Source organism: Gordonia sputi NBRC 100414, from assembly GCF_000248055.1.
Classification (GTDB): Bacteria; Actinomycetota; Actinomycetes; order Mycobacteriales; family Mycobacteriaceae; genus Gordonia; species Gordonia sputi.
Genome location: NZ_BAFC01000111.1, coordinates 20,648 through 47,581 on the forward strand (window position 1 = coordinate 20,648; position 26,934 = coordinate 47,581).

General features: G+C 65.8%; 25 protein-coding genes and 3 pseudogenes. 17 read left to right on the plus strand and 11 right to left on the minus strand.

Annotated elements, in window-relative coordinates; genetic code table 11:
• Nucleotides 1-152: 152 nt before the first annotated feature.
• Nucleotides 153-617: a VOC family protein gene (locus GOSPT_RS17175; protein ID WP_005207716.1), complete on the plus strand. Its 465-nt coding sequence runs from the start codon at nucleotides 153-155 to the stop codon at nucleotides 615-617.
• Between the two features lie 5 nt (nucleotides 618-622).
• Nucleotides 623-964 (plus strand): DUF1801 domain-containing protein, encoded by a 342-nt coding sequence (locus GOSPT_RS17180; RefSeq protein WP_039856512.1) that lies wholly within the window; start codon nucleotides 623-625, stop codon nucleotides 962-964.
• Nucleotides 965-981: 17 nt separating this feature from the next.
• Here the strand turns inward: GOSPT_RS17180 and GOSPT_RS17185 are convergent, their stop codons facing one another.
• Entirely contained in the window at nucleotides 982-1,992 is a 1,011-nt protein-coding gene (locus tag GOSPT_RS17185; RefSeq protein WP_005207718.1) for an AraC family transcriptional regulator, read from the minus strand.
• Nucleotides 1,993-2,095: 103 nt separating this feature from the next.
• On the minus strand, nucleotides 2,096-2,935 hold the full coding sequence (gene murI, locus GOSPT_RS17190; RefSeq protein ID WP_005207719.1) for a glutamate racemase: 840 nt from the start codon (nucleotides 2,933-2,935) through the stop codon (nucleotides 2,096-2,098).
• A 295-nt stretch (nucleotides 2,936-3,230) separates the two neighbouring features.
• Between murI and GOSPT_RS17195 the strand changes: the two are divergent.
• The 4 genes and pseudogenes from GOSPT_RS17195 to GOSPT_RS17205 form a co-directional block, all read left to right on the plus strand.
• Nucleotides 3,231-4,217: pseudogene (locus GOSPT_RS17195) on the plus strand (glycoside hydrolase family protein); the annotation flags it as partial.
• Between the two features lie 18 nt (nucleotides 4,218-4,235).
• Nucleotides 4,236-4,556 (plus strand): GNAT family N-acetyltransferase, encoded by a 321-nt coding sequence (locus GOSPT_RS24155; protein WP_373278559.1) that lies wholly within the window; start codon nucleotides 4,236-4,238, stop codon nucleotides 4,554-4,556.
• 50 nt (nucleotides 4,557-4,606) lie between these two features.
• Complete coding sequence (locus GOSPT_RS17200; protein WP_005207721.1) at nucleotides 4,607-5,365, plus strand: fructosamine kinase family protein; 759 nt, start codon at nucleotides 4,607-4,609, stop codon at nucleotides 5,363-5,365.
• Between the two features lie 15 nt (nucleotides 5,366-5,380).
• On the plus strand, nucleotides 5,381-6,112 hold the full coding sequence (locus GOSPT_RS17205) for a DUF72 domain-containing protein (RefSeq protein ID WP_005207722.1): 732 nt from the start codon (nucleotides 5,381-5,383) through the stop codon (nucleotides 6,110-6,112).
• A 24-nt stretch (nucleotides 6,113-6,136) separates the two neighbouring features.
• On the opposite strand, the gene GOSPT_RS17210 is transcribed toward GOSPT_RS17205, so the two are convergent.
• Nucleotides 6,137-7,585 carry a S1C family serine protease gene (locus tag GOSPT_RS17210; protein ID WP_005207723.1) on the minus strand — a complete coding sequence of 483 codons (1,449 nt, stop codon included), beginning with the start codon at nucleotides 7,583-7,585 and terminating at the stop codon, nucleotides 6,137-6,139.
• A gap of 79 nt (nucleotides 7,586-7,664) precedes the next feature.
• Nucleotides 7,665-9,836 (minus strand): ArnT family glycosyltransferase, encoded by a 2,172-nt coding sequence (locus GOSPT_RS17215; protein ID WP_005207724.1) that lies wholly within the window; start codon nucleotides 9,834-9,836, stop codon nucleotides 7,665-7,667.
• A gap of 625 nt (nucleotides 9,837-10,461) precedes the next feature.
• Between GOSPT_RS17215 and GOSPT_RS17220 the strand changes: the two genes are divergently transcribed.
• The gene (locus tag GOSPT_RS17220) at nucleotides 10,462-11,655 is read left to right on the plus strand and encodes an LCP family protein (RefSeq protein ID WP_141630920.1); all 1,194 of its coding nucleotides are present in this window, start codon (nucleotides 10,462-10,464) and stop codon (nucleotides 11,653-11,655) included.
• Nucleotides 11,656-11,779: 124 nt separating this feature from the next.
• Nucleotides 11,780-13,195 (plus strand): purine-cytosine permease family protein, encoded by a 1,416-nt coding sequence (locus GOSPT_RS17225; protein WP_005207726.1) that lies wholly within the window; start codon nucleotides 11,780-11,782, stop codon nucleotides 13,193-13,195.
• Between the two features lie 74 nt (nucleotides 13,196-13,269).
• On the opposite strand, the gene GOSPT_RS17230 is transcribed toward GOSPT_RS17225, so the two are convergent.
• Entirely contained in the window at nucleotides 13,270-14,850 is a 1,581-nt protein-coding gene (locus tag GOSPT_RS17230) for a PucR family transcriptional regulator (RefSeq protein ID WP_005207727.1), read from the minus strand.
• Nucleotides 14,851-14,936: 86 nt separating this feature from the next.
• Between GOSPT_RS17230 and GOSPT_RS17235 the strand changes: the two genes are divergently transcribed.
• From GOSPT_RS17235 to GOSPT_RS24390, 7 genes are all read left to right on the plus strand, one after another.
• Nucleotides 14,937-15,458 carry a nucleoside deaminase gene (locus GOSPT_RS17235; protein ID WP_051993999.1) on the plus strand — a complete coding sequence of 174 codons (522 nt, stop codon included), beginning with the start codon at nucleotides 14,937-14,939 and terminating at the stop codon, nucleotides 15,456-15,458.
• An 8-nt stretch (nucleotides 15,459-15,466) separates the two neighbouring features.
• Entirely contained in the window at nucleotides 15,467-16,435 is a 969-nt protein-coding gene (locus GOSPT_RS17240; protein ID WP_039856515.1) for an isopenicillin N synthase family dioxygenase, read from the plus strand.
• Nucleotides 16,436-16,577: 142 nt separating this feature from the next.
• The gene (locus GOSPT_RS17245) at nucleotides 16,578-17,648 is read left to right on the plus strand and encodes a PHP domain-containing protein (RefSeq protein WP_005207730.1); all 1,071 of its coding nucleotides are present in this window, start codon (nucleotides 16,578-16,580) and stop codon (nucleotides 17,646-17,648) included.
• Nucleotides 17,649-17,717: 69 nt separating this feature from the next.
• Nucleotides 17,718-18,170: a cyanase gene (gene cynS / locus GOSPT_RS17250; protein WP_005207731.1), complete on the plus strand. Its 453-nt coding sequence runs from the start codon at nucleotides 17,718-17,720 to the stop codon at nucleotides 18,168-18,170.
• Nucleotides 18,171-18,262: 92 nt separating this feature from the next.
• Nucleotides 18,263-18,934: a class I SAM-dependent methyltransferase gene (locus GOSPT_RS17255; RefSeq protein WP_005207732.1), complete on the plus strand. Its 672-nt coding sequence runs from the start codon at nucleotides 18,263-18,265 to the stop codon at nucleotides 18,932-18,934.
• Nucleotides 18,935-18,974: 40 nt separating this feature from the next.
• A complete protein-coding gene (locus GOSPT_RS17260) occupies nucleotides 18,975-19,190 on the plus strand; it encodes a hypothetical protein (RefSeq protein ID WP_039856500.1) in 216 nt (71 codons plus the stop codon).
• A gap of 120 nt (nucleotides 19,191-19,310) precedes the next feature.
• Nucleotides 19,311-19,769, plus strand: coding sequence for an Rv0313 family protein (locus tag GOSPT_RS24390; RefSeq protein WP_039856502.1), 459 nt, complete (start codon nucleotides 19,311-19,313; stop codon nucleotides 19,767-19,769).
• Between the two features lie 17 nt (nucleotides 19,770-19,786).
• Here the strand turns inward: GOSPT_RS24390 and GOSPT_RS17270 are convergent.
• Both GOSPT_RS17270 and GOSPT_RS17275 read right to left on the minus strand, forming a co-directional pair.
• Nucleotides 19,787-20,509, minus strand: a pseudogene (locus GOSPT_RS17270) (ABC transporter ATP-binding protein); the annotation flags it as partial.
• Nucleotides 20,506-21,546 carry an ABC transporter permease gene (locus GOSPT_RS17275; protein ID WP_005207734.1) on the minus strand — a complete coding sequence of 347 codons (1,041 nt, stop codon included), beginning with the start codon at nucleotides 21,544-21,546 and terminating at the stop codon, nucleotides 20,506-20,508. The gene GOSPT_RS17275 and the pseudogene GOSPT_RS17270, both read right to left, overlap by 4 nt.
• A gap of 205 nt (nucleotides 21,547-21,751) precedes the next feature.
• Here GOSPT_RS17275 and GOSPT_RS17280 point away from each other — a divergent pair, with 205 nt between their 5' ends.
• Both GOSPT_RS17280 and GOSPT_RS17285 read left to right on the plus strand, forming a co-directional pair.
• Entirely contained in the window at nucleotides 21,752-22,951 is a 1,200-nt protein-coding gene (locus GOSPT_RS17280; RefSeq protein WP_039856503.1) for a sensor histidine kinase, read from the plus strand.
• A complete protein-coding gene (locus GOSPT_RS17285) occupies nucleotides 22,948-23,583 on the plus strand; it encodes a response regulator transcription factor (RefSeq protein ID WP_005207736.1) in 636 nt (211 codons plus the stop codon). The genes GOSPT_RS17280 and GOSPT_RS17285 overlap by 4 nt, the downstream gene beginning before the upstream one ends.
• Before the next feature lie 4 nt (nucleotides 23,584-23,587).
• Here GOSPT_RS17285 and GOSPT_RS17290 read toward each other — a convergent pair whose 3' ends face one another.
• From GOSPT_RS17290 to GOSPT_RS24160, 4 genes and pseudogenes are all read right to left on the minus strand, one after another.
• Nucleotides 23,588-24,445 carry a TIGR03621 family F420-dependent LLM class oxidoreductase gene (locus GOSPT_RS17290; protein ID WP_039856505.1) on the minus strand — a complete coding sequence of 286 codons (858 nt, stop codon included), beginning with the start codon at nucleotides 24,443-24,445 and terminating at the stop codon, nucleotides 23,588-23,590.
• Between the two features lie 89 nt (nucleotides 24,446-24,534).
• Nucleotides 24,535-25,170, minus strand: coding sequence for a LutC/YkgG family protein (locus GOSPT_RS17295; RefSeq protein ID WP_005207738.1), 636 nt, complete (start codon nucleotides 25,168-25,170; stop codon nucleotides 24,535-24,537).
• Nucleotides 25,167-26,609, minus strand: coding sequence for a LutB/LldF family L-lactate oxidation iron-sulfur protein (locus GOSPT_RS17300; protein ID WP_168431295.1), 1,443 nt, complete (start codon nucleotides 26,607-26,609; stop codon nucleotides 25,167-25,169). Before GOSPT_RS17300 ends, GOSPT_RS17295 begins: the two co-directional genes overlap by 4 nt.
• 125 nt (nucleotides 26,610-26,734) lie before the next feature.
• Nucleotides 26,735-26,934 (minus strand): annotated as a pseudogene (locus tag GOSPT_RS24160) ((Fe-S)-binding protein); the annotation flags it as partial.

Sequence of the window (26,934 nt, forward strand, 5' to 3'; positions counted from 1 at the left end):
CTTCGCAGTGTCGCATGGGCCACCCCGCGAGTACGCGCAGCACAGACCGGCTGCGTCGAAGATGTCGCCGCATTCGTGGATCGGCGTCGTCGCGATCCGTCCCCCGACCGAAGCCGGGACCGAGGCCCGTCACGCTCGGTAGCGTCCGGGACATGGCAATAGCACTGGAAAACGTTGGCATCGCCGTCGACGACCTCGACGCCGCTACCGCCTTCTTCACAGACCTCGGCCTCACCGTCCTCGGTCGCGACGAGGTCAGTGGCGAATGGGCCGACACCGCAGTCGGGCTCGACGGCAACCACGCGAAGATCGCGATGCTGGCGACACCGGATGGCGCCGGCCGCCTCGAACTCTTCGAATACATTCATCCGGAAGCGATCGCGACCTCGCCGACGCTCCCCAACGAGATCGGCATGCACCGCGTCGCGTTCTCCGTGGATGACATCGACGACGCGCTCGCCATCGCTGCGCGCCACGGCTGCCACCCGCTGCGGGGAGTTGCCAACTACCAGGACGTGTACAGGCTCAGCTACGTCCGCGGACCGAGCGGCATCATCGTGATGTTCGCTCAAGACCTGCGCAAGCGCACGACCAACTCGCCAGACCGGCTACCGTGACCGACATGGCAGACGATTGGCGTGAATCCAGAGTCGATGAGATGCGGTCACTGATCATGCGGGCCGACCCCGACATCGTCGAAGAGATCAAGTGGCGCAAGCCGTCGAATCCCGATGGTGTGCCGACGTTTTCGGCAGACGGATTGATCTGCACACTCGAGACCTACAAGGACAAGATCAAGCTCACGTTCGCCAAGGGGGCGTCGCTGCCCGATCCCGCGCACGTGTTCAACGCAAGCCTCACCGCCGGAACCAGACGCGCGGTCGACATCAGGGAGAACGACGATCTCGACGCCGATTCCTTCGTCGCGCTTGTGCAGGCTGCGATTGCACTCAATAGGGCGTGAGTCCCTCGCTTGCCCGATCAGCTGGGGTGCACGGGTTGAGCGCAGTGATGGCGTCGGTACTCATCGGGAGTGAGGCCGTACTTGGCTCGGAATCGGTTTCGGAAAGCGGCCGTCGAGGAGAACCCGGCGGCGTGGGCGATGTCGTCGAGCCGAGCGTGTCCCGGTTGTTCGAGCTTGGTTCGGGCCCAGTCGAGTCGACGCGCGGCGATCCGGCTCGCCAGTGAGGGTTGATCTGGGTCAGCGAGTTGTCGGTAGAGATGACGTTTGCTGATGTGCAGGTTCGTGGCGATGGTGTCGGCGGTGAACGCGGGGTTCCGAAAGTTGCGGTCGATCATGCCGTCGATCGCTTCTCGCAGGACAACCGGTTGCTCGCGCAAGGTCTGATATCGGCTGGTGTGCTGGTTGAGCAGCATCCGCACAACGTCGATGATGTTCTGCTCGGCATCGGCGTCGACGTCGATGCCGCCGATGACGGCATCGAGGGCGAAACGTGTCACGAGTCCGGTACATGCTCGGGTCAGCACCGTGTCGGCGGGGTTGGGTGCGACGGTCGCTCCGGCAGCGATGTCGTCGCCGAGCATGTCGGTCGGTATCCAGATCCCGGCCACCTCGGAAGTGCTGTGAGTGGTGAGATCGTAGGGCAGGCGGCTGTCGGTGATCGACAACTCTCCGGCTCGCGCCAAGAACTCGTGGCCGTTGGCCGAACCGGTGGTAAGGCCTGTCGAAATGCTGGCCAGTATCAGAAAGTTCGACGGGCACTCACGTATATGCGCCGCGGTTCTCAGCGTCCGGACCGGAGTTTGCAGATAGCAGAATGTGAAGATCGAGCCGAGGGGCCGCCAGTACGCGAGCTGCTCGAAGTCCTCCGGAACCTCCGCATCGAATTCGACGATGGGCAGGTAGAGGTCGATACCCTGGCGACCGCGGGAGCGCACCTGGATCGACCGGTGAGGCCCGAGCGCGCCCACCGGTCCGATTCGCTTGCGCCACTGGTTGACGAGTTCAGGATCGAGTCCGGACCGGAGCATGGGTGAGTCCCTTTCGTCGACTTTCCCGTCCGTGTCCAGAATGGCAGAGCACGGGGCGGTGTGTTCGGCGATGGGAAGCATTGCCCCGGTACAACGGAACACGTCACGGCGCGGCGCAAGATGCATAGTCGACGTGTTCGAGAAGTGTGTACTCGCGAGTGATGCCGAGTTCGTTGAGCACGGTGTCGAAGACGGGCCGGGTGCCGCTGGTGTTGATCTCGAGGGTGCCGACGGTGTCATGGTCACCGTGCAGGAGGAGTCCGCTCTTGACGAGCCGCAACCGAACATCGCGGGCTTGGTCCTTGGCCGGGTTGATGAAGGCGACGTGGGGTGCTTTCGCTTCGAACAACGGTTGCAGGATGGGGTAGTGCGTGCAGCCGAGCACGATGTCGCGGACCGAGTGGGCGTTGAGCAGATCGTTGAGGTGGCTGGTGACCTCGGCATCGATGGCGGGGCTGGTGAGATCCCCTTGCTCGATCAGCGCGGCCAGCTTGACGCTGGGCTCGCCGAACACAGTGATATCGGGGTTGAGTTCGTCGATGAGGGTGGGGTAGCAGCGTGAGGCGATGGTGAACGCGGTCGCGATGACGCCCACCGACTGATAGCGCAAATGCACGACATCCTCGGCCGCCGCTCGCACGATGGACAGGACGGGGATGCCGAACTGATCCTGATATCCGCTGAATTCCGGCAGGTCGAACGTCGTGGAGATGGTGTTGCATGCCACCGCCACCATCTTCACGCCTCGATTGGCGAGGTAGCGCAGCATGTGGGAGGTGAGTTCGACGATCTCGGCGCCGGTGCGGTTTCCGTACGGAGCATTTCCATTGTCCCCGCAATAGATCACATTCTCGCCTGGCAACAGCTTGGACAGCGCGGCCACGGTGGTCAGGCCTCCGACGCCCGAATCGATGACGCCGAGAGGGGAGTGCTTGGTGATCACGTGGTGCTCCTGCATTGGTCGACGCGTGCGCTTGGTGAGAGGTAGCCCTGAAGTTCCAACAGTCAAGACAGAGCGCGTCTTTGGGGCCTATGGGTCGCTGCAACAGATAGCAGGAACCCGTCGTATCCCGGTGCGCCGAGCGCGATTCTGGCGCACTTTTGCAGCCCCATGTCGCAGTTCCGTTGTGTCATTCCGGGAGCCGCTCGCAGAGTCCACCGCGCACTCTGACCGCGTCGAATCCGCCCGCCGGATTCGTACCTCTCCGCGCGGACACAGAATTACTGTCGATAACGATTTGCCCCAGTGGGTACACATCGTGGTCCGAGTCGCCGATACTGCAGCGGTGACCCAAGCCAAACGACGCACCTTCTCCTCGGTGGCGGTGGCGATTCTTGCCGTCGCCGGCCTGATGTTCTCGGACCAGGGGAGTAGCGCCGCTGCGGGATGGCGCTACACGGTGGTGGCCTTCAGCAACACCAGCGACACGTACATGGATGTGTACCAATCCGCCGACGGCAGCGCCTTCGAGCCCGTGGCCAAGCCTGCGTACCGGCCGCCGAGCGGCCGCGTGCGCGATCCCAGCATCTTCCGCCACACCGACGGCTTCTACTACGTCACCTATACAACGGTCGACGGCGCGAACATCGGGTTCGCGCGCAGCCGCGACCGGGTGCACTGGAGTTTCGTGCGCAATGTACCGGTGCCGCTCTGCTGCGCGTTTCTGCCCGGCACCGGTGACGGCAAGGGGCTCGGATCGTCGAGTGGGCCGGGCTCGTCCGGTTCTGCCGGCTCGTCCGACGGCCCGTCGCTCTCCCCGTTCACCACCAAGGCATGGGCGCCCGACTGGTTTGTCGAGGGCGGGCGTGTCAACGTCATCTTCTCGATGTCGACGGGCGGAGGCTTCGTGCCGTACATCATGACAGCGCTCGACTCGTCCCTGCGTGCGTGGGGCCCGCCGATTCCGCTGGCCGGACTCGGCGCAGACCACATCGACACCACCGTCGTGAAGGTCGGTTCGACGTATCACGCGTTCACCAAAAACGAGACGAAGAAGGTTGTGCAGCACGCGGTGTCGTCGTCGTTGTACGGTCCGTACCGGTTCATCGCGCCGGGCAACTGGGGTGCGTTCGTCGAGGGGCCCGCGGTGATTCAATTGCCAGGCGGCGCGTGGCGGATCTACCTCGATGCCTACAAGGCGGGCAAGTACCTCTACTCCGACAGCACCGACGGCCTCAACACCTGGACTCCGGTGAAAGAGCTTCCGGCACTGACGCAGACGCTACTCGACCTGCTCACCGAGCTGTCGGGTTCGGCTGTGCGTGCGTGGGGAATTCGGGTCAACGGCAGGCTGGTCGCGTCGATGCGAATTCGCGTGGACCGTGATGTGGCCGAGGTGATGCGACTCGTTGTCGCTCCCGATATGCAGGGACGCGGGATGGGGACACGTCTGCTCGCGGCCGTCGACTCGGTGATCCCTGAAAATGTCACGCGCGTCGAACTGTTCACCGGGGAGCGGAGCGTCGCCAACATACGGCTGTATCAGCGCATGGGTTACCGGGAGATCCGCAGACGCGACACCGGTCCATATGACCTGGTGTATCTCGCCAGATACCGCGACTGAGTTCTGTCGCGCCGTGGGCGGTCACCTCGCGGCGCGGGTATCAAGGAGTCATGCCCTCAACGTTCACCAAGCACACCTCCGGACGCCCGGCTCGCTGGGAGGTGGCTGGGTTGCGGTGGCTCGCAGAAGCTATGGACTCTGGCGGCGCGTTGGTCGTCGGCGTGGTGTCCACCGACGACGCCACACTGACGGAGACCCGCGTCAATTCGACGTCACCGGACGCCGATGCCGCAACGGATTTCGGCCGCCGACTCGCCATCACGCACACGCTCGACGAGTCTGCTCGCTGGGGCGAGGGGCCACCGGGCTGGGACGGCGCGGGATATCAGGGCCCCAACGAACACCTCCTCGACCTCTCGCTGGTCGGCCACGACTCCTGGGGTGCGATGTATGCAGACGAGAGGCTCATGCCACTCCTGCCCGAGAGCGGCCTGCGCGCCAACGACGCACGCGTCGTAGAACAACTCTGTGAGCGGCTGCGCGAAGGGAACTTCGACACCGACGACGCTCCGGCGCGACTGCACGGCGATCTGTGGGCGGGAAATGTGATGTGGTCACCGGAGGGGTGTGTGCTCATCGATCCGTCGGCGCACGTGGGGCATCGGGAGACCGACCTCGCGGCCCTCGCGCTGTTCGGTACTCCGCACCTCGAAGACATCCTCGACGGCTACCAACACCAGTACCCACTGGCCGACGGCTGGCGTGAACGCGTGCCGCTCCACTACCTGTCGATGGTGCTCATGCATGCCGTCGTGTTCGGCGGGGGATACCGGGGCCAGGTGGTCGACATCGCACGCCGCTACGTCTGACAGAGTCGACGCACCATGACCTTTCACGTCGGTACCTCCGGTTGGCAGTACAAGGACTGGCGCGGCCACTTCTATCCGACCGGACTGCCGCAACGCCGCTGGCTGGAGTACTACGCGCAGAAGTTCTCGACGGTCGAGGTCAACAACACCTTCTACCGGCTCCCCGAACGGTCGACGTTTGAGGGGTGGAATGAAGTGCTGCCCCAGGGGTTTCTGGTATCAGTCAAGATGAGTCGGTATCTCACCCACGTGCGACGACTGAGGGAGCCTGCAGAACCGGTGGCGCGCTTCCTGGGTCGTGCGGACGCGCTCGGTGCGCATCTCGGGCCTGTTCTGGTGCAACTTCCCCCGAACCTGACGGTAGATCCGGAAGCGCTCGACGCCGTTCTCGCTGAGTTCGGGAAGACGGTGCGGGTCGTCGTCGAACCGCGCAACGACTCGTGGTGGGTCGACGACGTCCGTGCGGTACTGGAAAACCACAACGCCGCACTGTGCTGGGCCGACCGGGGCAGCAGGTCGCTCACTCCGTTGTGGGCGACGGCCGACTTCGGTTACCTCCGAATGCATTCCGGCCTCGCCTCGCCTTCGCCGTCGTACGGCACCCGCGCCATTGACGGGTGGCTCGAGCGGCTACACGCGGCGTTCACGTCGTCCGAAGACGTCTTCGTGTACTTCAACAACGACACCGGCGGCGCCGCCGTCGACAACGCGATGACGATGGCGCGGCGGGCCGGGGCCGTGGCGTGATGCCTGCCTCTGCTGCCATGGGTGTCAGGGCAGTCCGAAGCCGAACGGAAAACGCTGTCCCGAGCCGCCCCCAGAGCCGTCGCCTGGGCCGCTGCCGTCAGAGCCGCCGCCCTGCTGCTGGGGGATCGTCGTCTGTGCCTTGTCGACGGTGCTGCCCAGTGTCACCTGGACGGTCTTGGCCTGTCCGCCGGAACTGACGGTCACGGGCACGGTTTCGCCAGGGGAGTGCGTGAGGATCTGCGCCATGAGGTCGGCGTAGTTGCTGATGGTCGCGTTGCCGATCTTGGTGATCACATCGCCGTTCTTGATGCCGGCGTCCGCTGCCGGACCGCCCGACTGCACGGATGTGACCTTGGCTCCGTTGACCGCATCCGTGCTCGACGCGAGCGAACCTGACACGCCCAGAACGGGTTTGGTGGCGTGACCGTCTTGCATCAGTTCATTCGCGATGCGCTTTGCCGTGTTGATCGGAATGGCGAAGCCGAGGCCGAATGCCTGCGGGCCGCCACTGCTGCTCTGTCCGGTGTCGACGGCCGAGTTCACGGCGATGACCTGTCCCTGCAGATTCACCAGTGGCCCACCGGAATTGCCCGGATTGATCGGAGTGTCGGTTTGTAGCCCGTTGTAGACGGTGACAGAGTTGCCCTGCTCGTCACCCGCGGTCACGGTCCGAGACAGTGCGCTCACGATTCCGGATGTCACAGTGTTGGAAAGGTTTTCGGGACTACCGACGGCCACCACCTGCTGGCCGACCTGAAGCGACCCGGAATCGCCGATACTCGCGGGGGTCAGCCCCGACGCGCCGTCGAGCTTGATGACCGCGATGTCGTACGAGGGAGAAGTGCCCTTCACGCTTGCGGGATAGGTCTTTCCGTCCGGGGTGGTCACCTGGATCTTGGCGCCGCTGCCGACGCCCGACACCACGTGATTGTTGGTGAGGACGTAGCCGTCCGGCGAGAGGATGATGCCGCTACCGACGGCCGTGCCCTGGCTGGTTGCGACCTTGATGTCGGCCGTCGACTTCGACGCCACCTGAGCGGCGTAGGTGACCGAACCGGGTTGCGCGTCAGCGGCATTGGTCGCGGCGGCCGGTGCCGATGCGATTACGGGCGCGCTCGACGACGAGCCGTGATCGAGAAGGGCATACCCTCCGACGCCGACGAGTCCACCGACCAATCCGGCCAGCACCGCCGTCGCGACGACCGGTTTCGCGATGCCACGGGATCGCTGGGCAGGGGCAGGGGGCGTCGGAGCGCCCGGGTATGCGCCAGCGAACTGCCCGGGAGTGGGATTAGGCTCACTGGGATAGGCCGCGGTGGGATATGGCTCTGTGTAAGGGTTTTCGTACGGTGCGCCCTGCCACGGTGTCCCCGGGTCGGGTGCTGGGCCTGGGTTGGGTTCGTTGTGTCCCTGATCCGGGTGAGAACCTTCGATCGGTGAGGTGTCGGACTCGTCGGGCGTATTGCTGTTCACGAGACCACACTGCCGTCCGCTACTGAGAACACTGCCACTGCCGAATTCTGAATTTGCTGACAAAACACCGGTGTTCTCCTCAGCTTCGTGCCAGGTGATGGGTACGACGACGTGTCGTCGAATGTGTTTCCGGCCCCGAGGTGCCGGAGTTCTGTTGTGTAGCGGTGGTTTCCGTCGACGCCGATGTCGTGACTGTGCTCGGCGGCGCGCTCAGGTCATAGACCGTGTAGCTGCCGACGGTGCGGGCGGCGTAATGGCTTGTGACCCACTGCCCGATGGGTGCGGTCACCGAGCTGCCTCGTCCGCTCGCGCGTTGTCCGCCCCCGAACCCGTCGAATGCGGCCGACGCGCTATGTGTTTCGGTTTCTGAATCGCGTGGGGTGGCGACCACGTAGTAGCCGATCTCCTTGTCGGCCACGTACTTCTGGAACTGAGCGAGCGTCGGTGTCGGATCGTTGGAGAATCCGCCGATACCCATGACCGGGACGCGAGCGTCGAGTTCGAGAGACGCTGCGCTCGACGTCCTGTTGGTGGCCGCCGCCCAGCGTGCGGAGCTCGATTGCAGCAGGTGGTCGAGCTGCGGCGAATCCGCCGCGGTGCCCATGCCCCCGCCGCCTGTGCTGCTGTGTCCGGACGTGTCGTGCCCAGAAGTGTTGTGGCCGGGTAGGACCGACGGTCCGCCGCCGGTGTGTGCCACGGCGTCGCCGTTGATCGCGAACGCCGCCGGAGCCGAGAGCACGGCCAGCACACCGCATCCAGCGGCGATGAGGGCGACGGGTCGACGCGCACGTGTCGGCACAGCCGCGAGTACCGCTGCCGCGACAGCGACAAGCAGTACCGCCCAACGCAACCAGGGGAGCCACGACGATTCGCGGTCGAGCAGAACGAACGCCCAGACACCACCCGCGACGATCATCGCTGCCAACCCCACGCGCGCGATGATCGCGCGCCACACCGTCGTCGACTCGCGGGCGCGCCACGCCTCGACGACTCCGATCCCGACCAGTCCCGCGATGGGAGGTGCGATCGCAAGTGAGTAGTAGGGATGGACCGTTCCGCTCATGTAGGACAACACGATTCCGTCGAGCAGTAACCAGAGTCCGAACAGCAGTGCGCCCGCGCGCACGAGGTCGGTGCGTGGTGCGTGCCCGCGCAGCGCGAGCACCACCACGAGCGCGATGAGCGCCGATGGCAGCAGGAACGAGATCTCCGCTCCGAACTCTCCGGCGAAGAGTCGACCCAAGCCGGGGGTGCTCCCGAACATGCCACCGCCGAAACCGCGTGCCAGAGAGGGATTCTGGCGTATGAATTCATCCATAGCGGTCTCGGAGGGACCGCCCGCGTGACTGCGTCCCTGGATTCGGTCGAGTCCGTTGTAGCCGAGGACCAGATTCATGAAGTTGTTGTCCGTCGAGCCGGCGAGGTACGGACGCGACGATGCGGGCCATAGAAGCGTGAGCACCACATACCATCCCGATGCCACGACGAGTGCGAGCGCTGCGACGGCAAGATGCCAGACGCGCCGACCGAGCGTCGTCGGCGCGGCCAACAGATAGACGACGCCCAGCGCGGGCAACACCATCAATCCTTCGAGCATCTTCGCGAGGAACGCGAAACCCAGTGCAACACCGGCCAATACGAGCCAGCGCACCGACGCCCGAGACGTCGCCCGCACCGTGCAGTAGGCGGCCGCGGTCATCAGCAGGACCATCGCGGCGTCGGGGTTGTTGAACCGAAACATCATGGCCGCCACCGGAGTCAGCGCGAGAGCAGCGCCCGCGATGAGTCCCGCGGTCCTGCCGGAGATACGGGTCACCGTGGCGTAGAGCAGAGCGACCGACGCGACTCCCATGATCGCCTCGGGGATCAGCATGCTCGCAGACGAATACCCGAATATCTGGCCGGAGACTCCCATGATCCACTGAGACACCGGGGGTTTGTCGACGGTGATGAAGTTCGACGGATCGACTGATCCGAAAAGGACCGCCTCCCAGTTGCGGGAACCCGCCCACGCCGCGCCGGCGTAGAACGGGTTGGCGCTTCCGTTGATGGTGATGTTCCAAAGGTAGAGCACCGCGGTGCCGACGAGGAGTGCTGCGAAGGCCACTCGATCACGGGTCGTCGCGCGGGGAAGACGATTGTCGACGGTGCCGGTGTCGGGATCGTCTGTTGCCTGCGGTGCGCCGACGTCGGCGGCTGGGTAGGCAGTTGCGGGAGAGACTGCCGAGAGGGAATCCAGGTTCACGAACACGATGGTGCGGCCGATGTGCTGAGGTGCGGCTGAGGCTGCGCTGCCAGGTAGCTGTGAGCGGCAAAAGGCGTTCTCACCAGCGGTGTTTCATGTCCGATCCGTCCGGAACGTCGAGTACTCAGGGCTCTCACAGACGATGTCACTACCGTGATCCAGTCGAGGTGGGGGAGTCCGCCGAAGACCGTCGTGTCGGCTTGTGATGCCGATCACGGGTGTGGCAGTCAACTGTCGAGAGAGGGCGAAAGCGGTGGAGCAGGAGGACACGTCGCGCTATCGCGCGCGCCGCGCACCCTCCGGTGACCGAGGTTTTCGCGGCTCCGACGGTCGACGCCTGACCGCGGGCGAAGTCGCTGCACGGCGGTCACGTACCCCTGTGAGGCCGCCTGTGCCGCAGCGAGCTCCACTCCGACCGGAACCGCGATCGCGGTGGGAGCCGGTCGACGATCTCACCCAGCCAATTCCGCAGGTCACTCCTGCTCGTGGCGCGCGCAGGTCCGCCGCAGGCGATGAAGCTCGCGCCTCGTCCCGTACCCGCTCGTCGCGCCCCCGCTCGACGCGTCGACGCCTAGCGGCCGAACCCCAGCGCCGGTCGTCGGTGGTGCGAATCGGGCGGATCGCGGTCGCGATGTGTTCGGTCGCGATCCTCGGGGTCGTAGGGCTCGCGTGGGGCACAGTCACACACGTCGCCGGAGGGTTCGGTAGGTCGGCGGCATTGGCCGGCGGACCAGCGTCGAGCGGCGGGGCCGAGAACATCCTCCTGATGGGTCTGGACACCCGCAAGGACCGCGACGGCAACAATCTGTCACCCGACATCCTCAAGCAACTCCATGCCGGAGATGGTGACGAGGGTGGGTACAACACCAACACGCTGATCCTCGTGCACATCCCCGCGGACAGGAAGAACATCGTCGCCTTCTCGATTCCGCGCGACGACCTCGTCGACGTCGACGGTCTCGACGTGAGCCAGGCCAAGATCAAAGAGGCGTACGGCCGCAAGAAGGCGATGGTCGAGGACGAACTGACAGCACAGGGCATCACCGATCAGGCCACTCTCGAGTCACGTGGGCGCGAAGCCGGTCGTGCCGAGACCATCCACACGGTGCGTCAGCTCACCGGCGTACCGATCGATCGGTTCGCCGAGGTGAGCCTCGTCGGCTTCTACGACATCGCCAAGGCGCTCGGCGGCATCGACGTCTGTCTGAATTACTCTGTCCGTGACTCGTATTCGGGCGCTCGGTTCCCCTCCGGTCGCCAACATCTCGACGCGGCGCAGTCGTTGGCCTTCGTCCGGCAACGCCACGGACTCGACAACGGCGACCTCGACCGCACCCACCGACAGCAGGCCTTCCTGCTCTCGGTGTTACATCAGGTACAGAGCACCGGAATGTTGACCGATCCCGGGAAACTGAACAGACTCAGCAGCGCACTGAACAACGACGTGGTTCTCTCCGACGGATGGGACCTCACGTCTTGGGGGCAGCAGATGCTCGCACCCGGCGATCAGCGCGTCAGTTTCCGCACGCTTCCCGTCGAGCGATACGACACCGTCGACGGCCAGGACGTCAACATCATCGACACCGCAAAAGTGCGCACCCAGATCCAGACGGCCTTCGGGATGCAGGCACCGTCGAACACCTCGAGGGCCTCGGCGACGTCACCGTCTTCCGGATCGTCGTCTTCTGGATCGACCGACGCGGCGTCGGGTGCGACGTCGACGAGCGATCCGGCCGACGCCGAGACAACGGCATCGCTCGACGGTGCCGCGCCCGACTCCGGCGGCGCCGTGAGCAATGGTTCGGCCATTCCCTGCGTTGACTGAGTGAGCAGCGGCGTCGCGCAGTCGCGTCGATCACGCTCGACCGTCGAAATGTCGTATCCGCGAGTGAGTGCAACGGACAATCCGTCGGTTGCCGCTCCCGAGCCGACGCAGCACAGTAGCGGCCATGAGTACTGACGCACCCACCGACGACGATGCCGCCGTCACGCAGTTGAACTACGGCAGCAAGGTCCTCGCCGTCGAGCCAGGTGGCAACGAGCCGATTCCGGTGGAGGCCCGCCACGGGTCGCCGCGCGGTCTCTTCTGGACGTGGACAGCCCCCAATCTCGAATTCGCCACGATTTTCGTCGGTGTGCTGGCAGTGGCCGTGTTCGGTCTGTCGTTCTGGCAGGCCGTCGTCGCGGTGGTGCTCGGCAACGGACTCGCCGCGATCGCCCACTATCTGTTGTCGGCCGACGGCCCCCTGCACGGGGTGCCGCAGATGGTGCTCGGTCGGCTGGCCTTCGGATATCGCGGCAACATTCTTCCCGCGACGTTCATGGCGGTCATGTGTGGTGTCGGCTGGTTCGCAACCAACAGCGCCAGCGGGGCGTTCGCGTTGTCGTCGTTGTTCGGGTTCACCCCGCTCGTGGGGCTGATCATCATCGTCATCGTGCAGACCGCGTTCGCGTTTTTCGGACACAACCTCGTGCAGCGATTCGAGCGGATCGCCGCGCCGATCCTGGCTGTGATCTTCTTGATCGCCGCGGTGATCATCTTCAGCAAGTCGCACCTCGACGCGCCTCCGTCGTCGGGTGGCGGGTTCTCGATGGCGGGCTTCTGGCTCACCGTCGGCGCCGCATTCGGGTACACCGCAGGCTGGACTCCCTACGCCGCCGACTACACCCGCTACCTTCCGCCGACCGTGTCGCGGGTGCACACGGGCCTCTACGCATCCCTCGGCCTGTTCGTCTCGTGCACCGTGCTGATGCTCGTGGGCGCGGCGTCGGTGACGATCGGTCCGGCGACGTCGGACAACCCGACCGCCGCGTTCACCGCGAACCTGCCGACGCTCGTCGCGGATCTCACGCTGCTGGCCATCGCGGTCGGCGCCGTCGCGGCCAACGCGATCAACGTCTACTCCGGCTCCATGGCGTTCGTGACCATGGGATTCAAGCTGCCGATGAACACGCAGCGCGCGCTTGTCACAGTGCTGTTCGGCATCGTCGGATTCCTGGTGGCCTGGTGGGCACTTGCCGACGCCGCAGCGTCGTACGAGGCGTTCCTGCTCCTGGTTGCCTACTGGATCGGTCCGTGGCTCGGTGTGGTCTTCGCCGATCGGTTGCTGCGCAAGAAGCGTCCGTCGCTGGATCTGCTGTACGACACCCGTTACGCGAACTGGGGTGGACTCGCCGCGTTCGTCATCGCATTGGTCGGATCGATCCTGCTGTTCTGCAATCAGGAGAAGTTCGTCGGGTACGTGGTCCGCGCGGTTCCCGAGTTGGGTGACATCGGTGCGTTCGTCGGGTTCGCAATCGCATTCGTGGGGTATGTGATTCTGGCCAGAAAGAGCGTCGAGGAGTCGCAGCGCACATACGGCTGACGACACCTGCCACGGCTGTCACACACACGCGGACCTTCCGCCGAGACCCGAACTCGGAGGAAGGTCCGCCTGTGTCATACGGGCGCGAGAGCCCCGGCGCAGTCGGCGCGTAAAGCGCTGAAGGCCAACAGGATCGACGCATACATCTCGGGATCTGTCGGGTCGAAGCCGAGCACCTCGCGCACACGGTCGAGGCGCTGGTAAAGACTCTGGCGTCCGATGTGCAATGCCTGCGCCGAGCGAGTCGCGCTGCAGCCGTTGCGCAGGTGTACTTCGAGTGTGCGCGCGAGGTGTGTCGACGACGCCCTGTCGTGGCGGACGAGCGGATCGATGAGGTCGATCAGTTCGTCGCGCGCCGCGGCAGACATGGTGCCGGCCGCAGCGTCGACGGCGAGCGATCGAGCGGTGAACACGCGTCCGGCAACACCTTTGGTCTGCACGGATTCGACTGCGCTGCCGAGTCTTTCGGCACAGGTGCGCAGCGAGTCTCCGATCGACAGTGACAGTCCTGGCCCGGGCCCGGCGTCGGCGGTCGCACACGGTTGACCGACGACCACGGTCACGCGGCTGGCGTGTGCGCCGATGTCGGTGAAGGCCGTGCGGACACAGTCGACGGCGTCGTGGTCACCGGTAGGTGTCGGCATCACGACGAGCCCGTACACGGTGGCGACGACGGTTTCGAAGACAACACCGCCGAGCGTCGCCGCGGCACGAGTGAGTGCACTCTCTGCCATGCGCGAATCGGGCGATTCGACGACGACCGGCACGATCTGAGTCGACTGCGCCACCGGAGCTCCCGAGCCCGACAGGCGAGCGAACAGGTCGGCCCGTCGAATCGGGCGTGACGCCAACAATTCCTCGATGAGTCGCGACGCCACTGCGGAGCGTCCGATGCCTGCACGTACGAGTGCCGACGTGAGTGGACCTGCCGCACAGTCGAGGAGCATTGCGGCGCGATCGCCGGAGTGCTGCGTGGCACCAGGGCCCGCGATCAGCCGTGCGATCTCGCGTCCGCGCGCGATGATCGGTGCCGACGCGACTTGACCGTCGACGGCCCGCCACGCCGATCGATCGTCGTCGACGCCGTGCGCGGCGATCAGCGCACCCCCCGAACCCACCAACACGATCGGGCAGTGCACGGCGTCGGAGACGTGTTCGAGCATCTTGGCGACGCCACCTCCGGCGGCCATGTCGTCGTGAAGAGTGGTGTCGAGCTCGCCCCGTAACCGCAGGTCGGCGAGTTCGGCAGACACGATCGCCGTGTTCGCGGTACGGCACATCGTGATGAACGGCACCACCCGACGCAGCTCGATGATCGGCAGCCGCCGCGCAGATCCCTCTCGGATGATCTCGTCGGGAACGCTGTCGAAGCTGCGTCCGATCTCGAAGGCGAGCGCCACCACACCGCGCTCGGCCAGCTCTCGGATGTAGTGGCGGCGTGTGCCTGCGTCGAGTCCCGCCAACCCGAGTCCGGTCGTCAACAACAGTTCACCGCCCGAGAGCAGGGGCCCTATCTCATAGATCTCGCTTGAATGCACCCAGATCACGGGGCGTTCGAGGTGATCGTGTGCGGTGAGTACGTGCGGATCGGCGTCGGCGAGGTAGTCGTCGATGATCTGTCGCAGGGTGAGCGTCGACCCCGGGGATTCGTGCATAGACAGACGATATGCACGTTGCGGTCGCTGTGCGACGCGACGGACTGTCGGTTGAACACGACGGCGTAGCCACGCACAGTCGAATCATGCTCTCGCGACATGGGACGACGTCCACGTTCGACGCCGTGGCTGCGCTCGACACCGCCTACCGACAAGCACAACTCGGACTCTCCGAGGGTGGCATCCCGATCGGTGCTGCCCTGTTCAGCTCCGACGGCACACTCCTCGGTGAGGGACGCAATCGTCGCGTGCAACACGACGACCCATCGGTGCACGGCGAGACCGATGCCTTCCGCGTCGCGGGCAGGCAGCGCGACTATTCGTCGACCATCATGGTGACCACGCTGGCACCCTGCTGGTACTGCAGCGGTCTCATCAGGCAGTTCGGCATCGGGGCGGTGGTGGTCGGGGAGAACCGCACCTTCGACGGCGGGCAGGAGTGGCTGCGCGAGCTCGGCGTCGACGTGACGATTCTCGACGACGAGCGGTGCGTCGCGATGATGACCGATTTCATCGCCGGGAATCCCGCGCTCTGGAATGAGGACATCGGGGTCGTCGATGCCGGCGTGAACGCGGCGCGCTCCGACAAAATGGGGAGTCTGCGGTGAGCGGCGAGATGTCGAGTCCGATCCTGACCGTCGATCTCGCGCAGTGGCGTGCCGGTGGCGAGGGCGCCGACGCCGTGTGCGCCGCGGTCGACGAGTCGCTACAGAAGGCGGGATTCCTGCTGGTCACGGGTCACGGTATCGATCCGGAGCTGCCCGCCGCGCTGCGTGCCACCGCCCGCGAGTTCTTCGCCATGTCGCCGGAGGTGAAGGGGCAGTACGCCGTCGGAGTCGGTGGTCGGGGCTGGATCGGCCCGGGCCTGGAGGCCAATGGCTACTCCGAGGGCACCGAAACACCTCCCGACCTGAAGGAGACCTACAACTCGGGCGCCCAGACACGAGTCGGCATCCCCGAGGTGGACGACTACTGGTTCGCTCCGGACGTCTGGCCCGCGGAGGCGCCACGGTTACGTGAACTGTTCACCGCGTGGACCGCGGCGTGCAAGAAGCTCTCCGACGATCTGCTCGCCCTGATGGCGGCATCGCTGGGACTGTCCGGCAGCGAGAATCCTTTTCGCGACCTCGCGGGCTCAGCCACCTGGACGTCGAACATCAATCACTATCCGCCCATGACCGATGTCGGCGAGCCCGAGCCCGGGCAGTACCGCATCGGCCCGCACACCGACTTCGGCACCGTGACCATCCTCGACCGCGAGCCGGGCGCGGGTGGGTTGCAGGTCTACAGCGAGGAGGGTGGCTGGGCGGATGCGCCGTACGATTCGTCGGCGTTGACGGTCAACATCGGCGACCTGCTCGAGTACTGGTCGGGCGGCCGATGGCCCGCTGGCAGGCACCGTGTGCTGCCTCCGCAGCCCGACGCGCCCGAGGAGGACCTGGTCTCTCTGATCTTCTTCTACGAGCTCAACCACGACGCCGTGGTGACTCCGCTCGAGCCGCCGGTCGGCAAGGTGGCCGGTCGCCCGCCCGTCACCAGCGGTGAATTCATCAGGGAGCGGCTCGACGCGATCACCGTCGGCTAGCGGCCGCCGGGTCTCGTCGACTGTGCGCTCTATCCGGTCGACTGGGCGCTCTATCCGGTCGACTGTGCGCTGAAAGCGGGTGAGTGGGCGTCGAATTCGGTCGAGAGTGCGCTGCTGGGTCGGGCGAGGCTACTGTCGGGGAATGCGCCCACTGATCCCACTCGCCGCGCCGGTGGATCCCGCGCAGGCGCTGACGAGGATCGCGTGGTTGCTCGAGCGCGACAGGCAGAGCAGCTACCGCGTCGAGGCGTTCCGGCGTGCGGCCGCGACGGTCGTCGACGTCGGCGATGACGAGATTCGACGACGCTCCGCGGCGGGTTCGCTGACCGCGTTGTCGGGCATCGGCAAGACCACCGCAGCCGTGATCGACGACGCCGTCTCCGGGATACTTCCCGACTACCTCGGCGGGTTGCAGGCCCGGGCCGATCCCTTGACTGACACTGCAGCCGAGTCAGGCGGCCTGCTCTACGAGGCGCTGCGCGGCGACCTCCACGCACACACCAGGTGGAGCGACGGCGGCGCCTCCATCGACGAAATGGCAGCGGCGGCAGGCGCTCTCGGACAGCAATGGCTCGCGATCACCGATCACTCGCCCCGGCTGACCGTCGCCAACGGACTCTCGGCCGAGCGTCTCGATGCTCAGATCGGCGTCATCGAGCAGATCAACGCGCGCGGCGACGTCGACCTCACCGTGTTGACCGGAATCGAGGTCGACATCCTCGACGACGGGGCGCTCGATCAATCCGCGGAGATGCTCGAGCGCGTCGACGTCGTCACGGCGTCGGTGCACTCGAAGCTGAGGATGGACGCGGCTCCGATGACCCGACGGATGGTAGCCGCGGTCGAGCATCCGCGCGTCCGTGTGCTCGGGCATTGCACGGGCCGGCTCATCACCGGCGGACGAGGTACGCGACCACAGTCGACATTCGATGCGCACCAAGTGTTTTCGACGTGCCGCGACACCAACACCGCAGTCGAGATCAACTCCCGACCCGAACGCGTCGACCCTCCCGACGATCTGCTCACCCTCGCACGCGACCTCGGCTGCCTGTTCGCCATCGACTCCGATGCACATGCGCCCGGCCAACTGGAATTCAAAGCACTCGGCGCCCAGCGCGCTGAGAAATTCGGCATCGACGCCGACCGCATCGTGACGACGTGGCCACTGGACCGCCTGCTCGCGTGGTTGGCCGACGCCGACGTCGTTGCATGACCGCACCATTCGCAATAACCAACCAGCTGTATCGACCAACCATCCGTATCACCAACACAGGAGCGACCGTTGAACCCACCGATCATGTCCAAATCCGACGCCGCCGAACTCATCGTCGCAGCGCGACTGCGTGCCGGTTTGACGTGGGCCGAGATCGCCGAGCGCATCGAGGCACCGCTCGTGTGGACCGTTGCCGCGCTACTCGGCAAGCATCCCGTACCTGCGGAGAAGGCCGAAATCGTCTGCGAGATACTCGGTCTCGGTGAAGGCGTCGCAGAGAGTCTTCGCCTGCAGCCCGCTCGGACACGCGACGACGAACTGACGTCCGACCCGACGATCTACCGCTTCTACGAGGCGCTCGCGGTGTACGGCCCCGCGCTGAAAGAACTGATCCACGAGGAGTTCGGCGACGGCATCATGAGCGCCATCAACTTCAAGGTCGACATCGCGCGAAGGCCCGACCCCGACGGCGACCGCGTGGTGGTCACCTTCGACGGAAAGTTCCTCGATTACCGCTGGTGAACGCGATCCTGTGGCGCCGCACATATCCGTCGCGCCCACATCACCGGTAGCATTCCGTCGGATTTGTCCGACAAACGAAGGCAGGGCTGGCGATGGGTGCGGCGCGTGAAGGAATCGTCGGCGGTGCGCGGCGGCAGGCGGCACGCGGGGTGGGACTCGTGTCGAGCTATCTGAGGCCGTACTCGTCGGCACACGGCGTCGCCGATTGCGACGACGAATACCGCAGCGGCGAGTGGGACTACCTCGCCAACGAGCAGGAAGCTCCGCGCTTCCACGTCGTCGCCGGGTACTGTCTGCGCACGTCACCCCGACCCCGCGTGCTCGAACTCGGCTGCGGCGAGGGGCTGTTGGCGCAGCGGCTCTCGCCCGCGCACTACACGGAGTTTCTCGGAGTCGACGCCGCGCAGGATGCCGTCGAGAAGGCTCGGGCACGCGGGCTCGACCGCGCCGCGTTCGTGCAAGCCGACGCCAGCACGTTCAGTCCCGACGACGTCGATCCGACGGCCTCGCAGAAGCGGTTCGACGCGATCGTGTTCTCCGAGATGCTCTACTATCTCCCGGATCCGCTGGCGACGGTTCGCCGCCTGCAGAAGGGGTGGCTGGAGCCGACCGGTGAGATCGTGGTCTCGCATTACAAGTCGATCGACCTTCCCCAGGCCCGCCAGGTCTGGAAGCTGCTCCACTCCGCCTTCGATGTGCGGCTGCGCTCCACGCTGACCACGGGCGATCTCACGTGGACGATCGAGGCGCTCGCGCCGCGGTGATCTCGACAAGCTCGATCAGCGGGGTGGGGCTCGGTCGGCGGTGATCTCGACAAGCTCGATCAGCGGGTTGGGCTCGATCAGCGGCGGGTGGCTCGATCAGCGGTGGGGCGCGATCGGCGAGTGGGGTCAGCGCGATCGGCGGGTGATCTCGACAAGCTCGATCAGCGGTGGGGTCAGCTCGATCGGCGGGTGGGGCTCGATCGGCGGTGATCTCGACAAGCTCGATCAGCGACGGGGTCAGCTCGGTCGGCGGTGATCTCGACAGGCTCGATCAGCGGGGGTAGCTCGATCAGCGGCGGTTGTGGCGCACAACCGGCATCGTCGCCACACTGGAGGGCAGCCCGGTGTTCGCCGGGTGCTCGCAGGGAGGTAGACGATGGCAGGCAACAATCCGTTCGGCATCGATCCGGAGGACTTCGATCGGTTCGCACGCGAGGCCGGCGACGGCCTGCGCGACATGGTGGGCAAGTTCCTCGGTTCACCTTCGTCGGGAGTCGCGTGGTCGACTGTCTTCGAGCAGCCCGCGCGCCGTGCGGCACCAGAACCGGAGACGACAGGAAAGTCCGGCTCGGGCGTCTGGGCGGTCTTCGTCACCGACGCCGACGGCGGTGCACGCGTCGAGCAGGTCTTCGCGAACGAACTCGACGCCCTACGGGCAAACCAACACAACACCGATCCCACCCGTCGGGTTCGATTCCTGCCCTACGGCATCGCGGTGAGCGCACTCGACATCGCTGTCCCGCCCACGGACACAGGCCCCACGCCGTCGAGCGACGGTCCTGCATCCGACGGCGGTCCTGCCTCTGACGAGCCGACGCCCGGTTCCACGTCCTGATCGCCGGTCACGCTGCGTAGGCGTCCGTCGACCATCTCGTAGACGGCGTCCATCCGGTCGAGGTGTGTCGGGTCGTGAGTGACCAGAACGCACGCCGCGCCGTGTGTCCGCGTCATCGCGACGAGGAGTTCGATGATCGCGGCACCGCGTGCCGAGTCGAGCGCTGAAGTCGGCTCATCGACGAGCAGCAGCGACGGCGTGTTCATGAGTGCGCGCGCGATGTTGACGCGCTGACGTTGGCCGCCGGAGAGCTGCGCGGGAAACTTGTGCGACTGATCGGCCAACCCGACCTGGTCGAGCAATAGTCGGGCGCGCTCACGCACCTCGCGGCGTCGGCTCGGTCCCGACCACCATCGCTGGCCGAGATGAGCGGTGACCTCCAACTGTTCGATCGCGGTCAGCGACGCGATGAGATTGGATTGCTGGAACACAAAGCCCAGGTGTTCGCGACGAGCCCGCGCGGCCTCGCCACGGGAGAGACCATTGAGTTCGACGGTGTCTCCCGACCGGGTCGCAACCGAAACGCGCCCCGAATCCGGTCGGATCAGACGGCCCGCTACGGCGAGCAGGCTCGACTTCCCAGAACCCGACGGTCCGGTGATCGCCACGATCTCGCCCGGCGCTACCGCGAGGCTGACATCCTCGAGCGCTCGCACACGCCCGGTGCCGTCGGGAAAGGTCAGCGTCACTGCCGACATATCAAGGGCAGGAACAGAATTCGTTGAGACAATCGTGCTCATCGAGCACCTCCAAGTGCGGTCAGTGGATCAGTGGTGACGAGGAATCGGAGCGCCAGCGCGGCGCCTATCAGGCCGAGCGCGATGATGGCGGCAGCGGGCAGGAGGGTCGTGGAGGTGGTCAGCACGAACGGTATTCCGCCGAGGAATCCACCGACCAGGGCAGTGATGGCCGTTCCGATCGCGGCTCCGACGACGAGCACCATCGCGGCCTGACCCAGCGCATCGCGCACCAGTGAACCGGTCGACGCGCCCAACGCCTTGAGGACCGCGATGTCGGGGATGCGCTGCACCGTCCACACCGTGAAGAAGGCGCCGATCACCAACGCCGAGATCACGAACAGCATGACTGTCATCAACGTGAGTGAACTGCTCTCGGCCTTGTAGGACGCCAGCGCTGACAGCGCATCGTCGGAACTCGTGACCGTCGTCTGTGTCGCCCGCGCGACCGCTGACATGTCGGCACCGTTCGAATCCGTGAAGGTGACAACGGTTGCGGCGCCGGCGTGCGGTGACAACTGCTGCCAGTCGCTGAGTGCCAGGTACACGACGGGACTGTGCGAGTACCAGTCGTCGCCGACGATCCGCGCAACCGTAAATGGTCGACCGCCGAGGTCGACGGGTGCTCCTTCACTCGCGTGCAGTGTCTCCGCCACCGAGGAACTCAATTCGACGCTCCCGGGTGCAGGCGAGTCGCGGTCGGTACCGATGAGCGCCACGGGCACAGGGGAGTCGGGTGCAGTGGTTGCGGCTATCCGCGACCGCGATATCCCGACGCCGACGCTATCGGGTTGCGCCGAGCGCCATGCGGCCAGTTGCGCTGCGGTGAGCGAGGATTCGTCGAACGAGGGTGCAGTTCCGGCGTCGGAGAACACCACCGAGTTGCCCGGAAGGTGTTGCACCGCCGAGATGTTCTGGTGGCGTAGGCCCGCCGTGAGTCCGCTGAGGAATGTGACGAGTATGGCCACGAGCACGACGACGAGCGCTATCAGCGCGAACCGTCCACGGGCGCGCCGCAGGTCGCGAAGCGCGACAAACATCGAGAGGTCCTTTCTGTCGCGGCGCAGCCGGCGATCCTCGTGATCGGCGGCAGCGCAGCGTCGAACTGTGGTGACTTCTTCATGCTCGGCCGCACACGCCGTAAGCGCGTCGCCCGTCGGGATGGCATCGGCTCCGCCCTCCGTGCGTGTCCTCTCCTCCTTTCGATGGATGCGCGGAGACCGAGCGCGGCTATCGTTGAAAGACATGCACCCGTCCCCACTCACCCCCGTTGTCGCTGCGTTGCGGTGGGGTCTGCACCTGCTCGCAGTCGCATTGACCGTCGTGGTGATGGTGCGCGCGTTGATCGCGACTCCGACCGACGTCGCGGCAGCGATCGTCGCGGGGGTGTGGCTCGCGGTCTACTTCGCGGGCGGTCTTGTGGTGGGCAATCGTCGGCGGGCGCTGCTGTGGCTGGCTGTACTCACCGCGGTGTGGCTGGTCGAATTGGCACTCACCGCGGAGGCGACGTATCTCGTCTTCGTCCTGTTCTTCCTCTACCTGCACCTGATGGGTAGACGCATAGGCTTGGCGGCGGTCACGTTGGCTACCGGTGTTGCGGTAGTCGGCTACGCGCTGCACAACGGATGGTCGGCGGCCGCGATCATCGGACCAGTGCTCGGTGCAGGTGTCGCCGTCGTGATCTCCGCGGGCTACGCACAGCTCTTCGCCGAGGCGCGACAGCGTGAGCGACTCATCGACGAATTGGTCGCTGCGCGAGCCGATCTCAGCGACCAGCAACAGGCCATCGGCAGAGCCGAGGAACGTGAACGGCTCGCTGCCGAAATCCACGACACCGTCGCGCAGAGCCTGTCGAGTATCCAACTCCTGTTGCACGCGGCCGAACAGTCGACCGGAGAACAAGCGGCGTCGTCGATCATGTTGGCGCGCAAAGCTGCTGGTGACGCGCTGACCGAGACCAGACGCCTCATCGCAGAGCTGTCGCCGGCGCCGCTCGACGGCTCCTCTCTGGCGGATGCACTCCGACGAGTCGCCGCCGACGCATCGGGACACGGCATCACCGTCAGCGTGCTCATCGAGGGCGACGCACAACCACTCGCCATGCCCACCGAGGCGGCGCTTGTCCGTGTGGCGCAGGGCGCGGTGTCGAACGTGGTCCGCCATTCTCACGCCGGGAGACTGCATCTCACCCTCACGTACACCGCCGACGAGGTGCACCTCGATATCGTCGACGACGGAACGGGTTTCGCGTCCGATGCGTCGGAGGGATACGGGCTCAGCACTATTCGACGGCGCGTCGACTCTCTCGGCGGACAGGTCGACATCACCTCAGACGACGGAGGTACCACCGTTGCCGTGTCATTTCCCGCGGTCTCATTTCCCGCCGTGTCATTTCCCACCGTGGCGCCTGCTGCCGCGCGGTCGGTGCAGGAGAGCGGCCGGTGATCCGCGTATTACTTGCCGACGACCATCCGATCGTGCGGGCCGGGTTGTCGGCGTTGCTCGCCAACGCCGCTGATATCGACGTGATCGGCGAGGCCGCGAAGGCCGACGACGCGGTGGCCTGGTGCGCCGACACCGCCCGATCCCCACAACCCGATGTCGTCCTGATGGATCTCCGCTTCGGAGAGGGGATTTCGGGAGTGGAGGCCACGCGGAGGATTCACGCCCTGCCACGGGCGCCGCATCTTCTCATCGTCACGAACTACGACACCGACGCCGACATCCTCGCCGCCATCGAGGCAGGGGCGAGCGGGTACCTCCTCAAGGACACCGCGCCCGCGGAACTACTGGCCGCGATCCGCGCTGCGGCGGCGGGGGAGAGTGCGCTGTCGCCGTCGGTCGCGACCCGACTGTTGACGCGGGTGCGCGCCACACCCGACACCGTGCTGACGCCACGCGAGATCGACGTCGTCGCACAGGTGGCCACGGGCCGGAGCAACCGCGAGATCGCGAAGGCGCTGCACGTGAGCGAGATGACCGTGAAGTCGCACCTGGTGCACATCTTCACCAAGCTCGGTGTCGGCTCCCGGACCGCCGCTGTTGCCAGCGCGCGTCGTCAGGGACTCATCGACTGACCGGTCAGCCGCGCACGAGACCGATCACCTCCGCCAGTCCGTCGAGATCCTTCGCCGACGGTTCGATGAACGTGAAGTACGAGATCCCGGCCGTTTCGTTGAGGTGGTTGATCCTGTCGGCCACCTCCGCAGCGCTGCCGTGGAGGATATTGACTGATTCGCGGAGCGCGGCGTCGTCGAGGTCCGGGTTTGCCCCGCGCAGCGCGGTGACATCGGGTTCGCGCCCGACGGCAAGGTCGAAGACGATCACGTTGAGTTCGAGTGCGTCGAAGCGCTCACCGGCCTCGGCACGGACGTGGGCGACTCGGTCGGCGAGCACGTCGTCGGTCGGCAGGTTGGAGAACGCGACGATGTCGGCCTTGCGTGCGGCAAGAGAGAGCACGCGGTCGCCGATCCCCGCGACCATGATCGGCGGATGCGACTGTACGAACGGCGGCGCCTGCGCGGGATCGTCGAAGGCGACGTGCAGATGGTCGACGACCTCCTCGAGATGATCGACTCGCTGGCCGGGGCGGCCGAACGGGATGCCCGCGGCGTCGAATTCGGCTTTCACATAGCCCGCACCGAGACCGATCTCGAGGCGTCCGCCGCTGAGTTGATCGACGGTTGCGAGGTCGCGTGCGAGCAGCGCGGGACTGTAGAAGGGCGCGTTGAGTACGAAGTTGCCGATCCGCAGGTCCGGTGCCTGCGCGGCAGCCGCGACGAGGGCAGGCATCGGCCCGATGAGGCCGAGATGGTCGGGCACGAGAACGACATCGGCGCCGGAATCGGCGACAGCTTGCACTTGCGCACGGAACTGATCTCCCGTGCCGGTTCCCATCAGGTTGACTCCGAAACGGATACTTCGAGTATCTGGCGACATGCCTACTACCAACCGGCGTGGCCCGAAAAGGATTCCACGCTGAAAGAATTCCGGGCAGGGCCGAAGTCAACCGGTCTCCCGGCCGGCCACTACGCCTCGACGATGATGACGTGCAGTGTGCGCGGTCCGTGGACGCCCTCCACGCGATCGAGTTCGATGTCGCTCGTCGCGCTCGGTCCGCTGATCCAGGTCTGGGGGCGGATCGCCGAGCCCTGCTCGATCAGGCGGGCCACTGCTTCGGGAACGTCGCTGACGATCTGATCGGTGCGGATCAGGCAGAGGTGGACATCGGGTACCAGTGACACGGCTCGACGACCTTGTCCCGCGCCGTGATCGAGCACGATGGTGCCGGTGTTGGCTATGCCGACCGCCACGGTGGTGATCACCGCGGACGCGGCGTCGAGTTCGGTGGGGGAGAGATCGTCATCGGACAGCCACACCGGGTCTACCCCGGACAGCAGGTCGCGGACGACGGCGTCGGCGATGATCGGACCGTCGACGTTCTCCAGCAGGGCGTTCACGTGATCCGACAGGTGCGCTGAATTGACGCGTTCGACAACGGCCTTGTAGTCGGCGACGCGCTCGGCGAATCGGTCGACGAGGCCGAGATCGCCCGTGCTCGAGGGTCGGCCGTAGACCCAGTCGACGGGTGTGACGTCGTCGGCGGGTACGTCGGCCAGTGCCGCGCGGACCCGACCGATGATCTCCTCACGTGCGGCGGTCATCGTGTCTCATCTCCAGAAGTGTTGCCGCGCTCGCGTTTCCACCACTCGCGGAACGTCTCGGCGGGTGGGACCGGGGTGTCACGCGCACTCGACCACGGAGTCATCGGCCAGGGCAGCGCGCCGAGCGTGCGCCGGTTGCCGAAGAAGCGGTGACTCACCGTCGCGGCTTTCTGCGCGGCTTCGAGTCTGCGGTGATCGGCGAAGACCTTCTCCATGGCCTTCATCGCTGCAGCTTCGGCGGTCGGAAGCCCCTTCCGATGTTCGTCGACGACGCGGGTGCGCAGATGAACGAGTATGTCCGGTATGGGAATTCGGACCGGGCACACGTCGAAGCATGCGCCGCACAGGCTCGACGCGTAGGGAAGCGATTGATCGATCTTCGACGCCGTGCCGCGCAGCTGCGGCGTGAGGATCGCGCCGATGGGACCCGGGTAGACTGAGCCGTACGCGTGCCCGCCGGTGCGCTCGTAGACCGGACACACGTTGAGGCACGCGGAGCACCGAATGCAGCGCAGGGCAGCGCGCCCGACCTCGTCGGCCAGGATGCCGGTGCGGTTGTTGTCGAGCAGGACGATGTGCACGTTCTGCGGACCGTCGCCCGCGGCGACGCCCGTCCAGACCGACGTGTACGGATTCTCGCGTTCGCCGGTGCTGGAGCGGGGTAGTACCTGCAGGAAGACCTCGAGGTCGGCCCACGTCGGCAGGATCTTCTCGATGCCCACCACGGAGATGAGCGTCTCGGGCAGCGTCAGGCACATGCGTCCATTGCCCTCGGATTCGACGACGACAAGGCTCCCGGTGTCGGCGATCGCGAAGTTGGCTCCGCTGATGCCGACCTTGGCGCGCAGGAACTTCTCACGCAGATGCACGCGTGCCGCTTCGGCCAGCCGCGCAGGCTCCTCGGTCAGGTCGTCGGGTGCGGGGCGTCCCACCTTCGCCATGTTCTGCAGAAAGATCTCGCGGACTTCACTGCGATTTCGATGGATTGCCGGCACGAGGATATGACTCGGCCAATCGTTGCCGAGTTGCACGATCAGTTCGGCGAGATCGGTCTCCCAGGCATCGATGCCTGCGGCGGCAAGCGCCTCGTTGAGTTCGATCTCCTGGGTGGCCATCGACTTGACCTTGACCACTTCCGAGGCGCCGGTGTCGCGGACCAGATCGACGACGATGCGATTGGCCTCCTCCGCGTCGCGCGCCCAATGTACCTGTGCGCCAGCGGCAGTCGCCTTCTCCTCGAACTCGAGCAGATAATCGTCGAGGTGACGTAGCGTGCGGTTCTTGATCGCCTCCGCCGCGAGTCGCAGTTCCTCCCAGTCGGCGAGTTCGTCGACAACCGCTGCGCGCTTGTGCCGGATCGTCGACGTCGCGTGCTCGAGATTGCGGCGCTGGACAGTGTTCGCCAGCTCGTGGCGGGCCGCCTTCGGGAACTTCGGCATCCCGACGAATGTCGCGGTCACCCCGACGTGCGGATGTCCGAGCCCGAAACCGTGCTGGCTCAACGCTTCCTGCTCGGCGTGCCGATCGGACTCATCGACGTGCCGATCGGACTCAACGGTCTCGCTCATGCCGGGTGCTCCTCGGTCGATGCCAGGATTTCTGCGAGGTGCATGGTCCGGACGCCCGCCCGTTCGCGGGAGAGAAGTCCCCCGATGTGTGCAAGACACGAATTGTCGCCGGCGACAAGAACTTCGGCCTCGGTGTCGCGTACATGCCTGGATTTGTCTGCGCCCATCGCCACCGAGACGTCGGCGTTCTTCATGG

Bases quoted from the DNA above. Each gene is read 5' to 3' on its own strand.
- GOSPT_RS17175 (WP_005207716.1), top strand. From the start codon at position 153: ATGGCAATAGCACTGGAAAACGTTGGCATCGCCGTCGACGACCTCGAC.
- GOSPT_RS17180 (WP_039856512.1), top strand. From the start codon at position 623: ATGGCAGACGATTGGCGTGAATCCAGAGTCGATGAGATGCGGTCACTG.
- GOSPT_RS17295 (WP_005207738.1), bottom strand. From the start codon at position 25,170: ATGACCGCCGCACGTGAGGAGATCATCGGTCGGGTCCGCGCGGCACTG.
- GOSPT_RS17230 (WP_005207727.1), bottom strand. From the start codon at position 14,850: ATGCACGAATCCCCGGGGTCGACGCTCACCCTGCGACAGATCATCGAC.
- GOSPT_RS17300 (WP_168431295.1), bottom strand. From the start codon at position 26,609: ATGCCGAAGTTCCCGAAGGCGGCCCGCCACGAGCTGGCGAACACTGTC.
- GOSPT_RS17290 (WP_039856505.1), bottom strand. From the start codon at position 24,445: ATGTCGCCAGATACTCGAAGTATCCGTTTCGGAGTCAACCTGATGGGA.
- GOSPT_RS17235 (WP_051993999.1), top strand. From the start codon at position 14,937: ATGCTCTCGCGACATGGGACGACGTCCACGTTCGACGCCGTGGCTGCG.
- GOSPT_RS17225 (WP_005207726.1), top strand. From the start codon at position 11,780: ATGAGTACTGACGCACCCACCGACGACGATGCCGCCGTCACGCAGTTG.
- GOSPT_RS17220 (WP_141630920.1), top strand. From the start codon at position 10,462: ATGTGTTCGGTCGCGATCCTCGGGGTCGTAGGGCTCGCGTGGGGCACA.
- GOSPT_RS24390 (WP_039856502.1), top strand. From the start codon at position 19,311: ATGGCAGGCAACAATCCGTTCGGCATCGATCCGGAGGACTTCGATCGG.
- GOSPT_RS17185 (WP_005207718.1), bottom strand. From the start codon at position 1,992: ATGCTCCGGTCCGGACTCGATCCTGAACTCGTCAACCAGTGGCGCAAG.
- GOSPT_RS17245 (WP_005207730.1), top strand. From the start codon at position 16,578: ATGCGCCCACTGATCCCACTCGCCGCGCCGGTGGATCCCGCGCAGGCG.
- GOSPT_RS17255 (WP_005207732.1), top strand. From the start codon at position 18,263: ATGGGTGCGGCGCGTGAAGGAATCGTCGGCGGTGCGCGGCGGCAGGCG.
- GOSPT_RS17275 (WP_005207734.1), bottom strand. From the start codon at position 21,546: ATGTTTGTCGCGCTTCGCGACCTGCGGCGCGCCCGTGGACGGTTCGCG.
- GOSPT_RS17280 (WP_039856503.1), top strand. From the start codon at position 21,752: ATGCACCCGTCCCCACTCACCCCCGTTGTCGCTGCGTTGCGGTGGGGT.
- GOSPT_RS17240 (WP_039856515.1), top strand. From the start codon at position 15,467: ATGTCGAGTCCGATCCTGACCGTCGATCTCGCGCAGTGGCGTGCCGGT.
- GOSPT_RS17205 (WP_005207722.1), top strand. From the start codon at position 5,381: ATGACCTTTCACGTCGGTACCTCCGGTTGGCAGTACAAGGACTGGCGC.
- GOSPT_RS17200 (WP_005207721.1), top strand. From the start codon at position 4,607: ATGCCCTCAACGTTCACCAAGCACACCTCCGGACGCCCGGCTCGCTGG.